General features: G+C 68.5%; 1 protein-coding gene. It reads left to right on the top strand.

Annotated features, from left to right (window positions below):
- Nucleotides 1-39 precede the first annotated feature (39 nt).
- Nucleotides 40-1,345: amidase (locus AC1DOC_RS33855; protein WP_478131591.1), on the top strand; the 1,306-nt coding region annotated here is incomplete at its 3' end.

The following is a 1,345-nucleotide window of genomic DNA, read 5'->3' as shown; positions in this document are numbered from 1 at the left end:
GTATTGGACTCGATGTTGCCGCGCATCAATCATTTGCGCATGAAAAAGTTTCCGCGTCTTCCGAAGTCCAAAATCTGCGAGCTGTCCGCCGTGGCGCTGCGCACGCTGGTTGCGCAGCGAAAGCTCTCGCCGGTGGAGATCACCCAGGAAGTCCTGCGCCGCGCCGACGCCGTCCAGCCGCAGCTGAACTGCTTCATCACGCTGTGCCACGAGCAGGCGATGGCGCAGGCCCGCGAGGCGGAAAGCGCCGTGATGAGAGGCGAGCCGCTGGGCCTGCTGCACGGCCTGCCCTTCACGGTGAAGGACATCGTCGACACCGCGAACGTCAGGACGACCTACGGTTCCCTGCTGCATCGCGACCACGTCCCCACGCAGGACGCCGTGGCCGTGGCGCGCATGAGCCAGGCCGGCGCCATCCTCATCGGCAAGACGACCACCTCCGAGTTCGGCGCCAAGTGCTTGACCGACGCGCCCCTGTTCGGAAGCACCCGCAACGCATGGGATGCGACGCGCACGAGCGGCGGCTCGAGCGGCGGGGCGGCCGCGTCGATTGCGGCCGGCATCGCGCCGCTGGCCATTGCCACCGACGGCGGCGGCTCGACGCGCATTCCCGCCGCCTGCAATGGCGTGGTCGGCCTGAAGCAGAGCCTGGGCGTGGTGCCCCACAGCCAGGTGCAGGACGCCTTCGGCAACTACACCTACGTGACGCCCACCACGCGCAACGTGGCCGACACCGCGCTCATGCTGCAGGCCATGACTGGCGCCCATGGGTCCGACCCCTGGTCACTGGGTGTGCCGGCGCAGCCTTACTTCGACGCGCTTCAGCCCGGCGGCGATCTGCGCGGCAAGCGGATTCTTTATTGCGCAACACCCGCGGGACGCCCGATCTCCGCCGACGTCGCCGCCGCCTTCGAAGCTGCGCTGGCCACCTTGCGTTCGATGGGCGCGCAGCTCGAAGAGACGCCCGGCGACGGCTATGACGTCGAGCCGGTGTGGCGGGTGATCAACCACACCAGCTGGCGCGGCCGCTTCGCGCCGCTGGCCGCGGCGCATGCCGACCAGCTGAGCCCGTCCCTGCTGCAGCAGCTCGCGCTCGCAGAGCACGTCGACGGGGTCGCCTTCCAGCAGGCCATGTTCGCCAGGACCGCGCTCTTTCGCAAGGTCCAGGCCCAGCTGGAGAGCCACGACTTCCTCTTCACGCCGACGCTCTCGCGCACGGCATTGCCGATCGACCAGGACCTGTTCGGCAGCATCGAGATCGATGGCGAGGCGTATGCCGAAGTGCGGGCGAACTGGTTTCCGTGGACGATGCCCTTCAACCTCACGGGCCACCCCGCCATCAGCC

The sequence above is a fragment of the Variovorax sp. 01T439_2 genome (genome assembly GCF_056398445.1).
The sequence above is the reverse complement of the archived record's forward strand: the minus strand, read 5'-3'. Positions and strand labels throughout refer to the sequence as shown.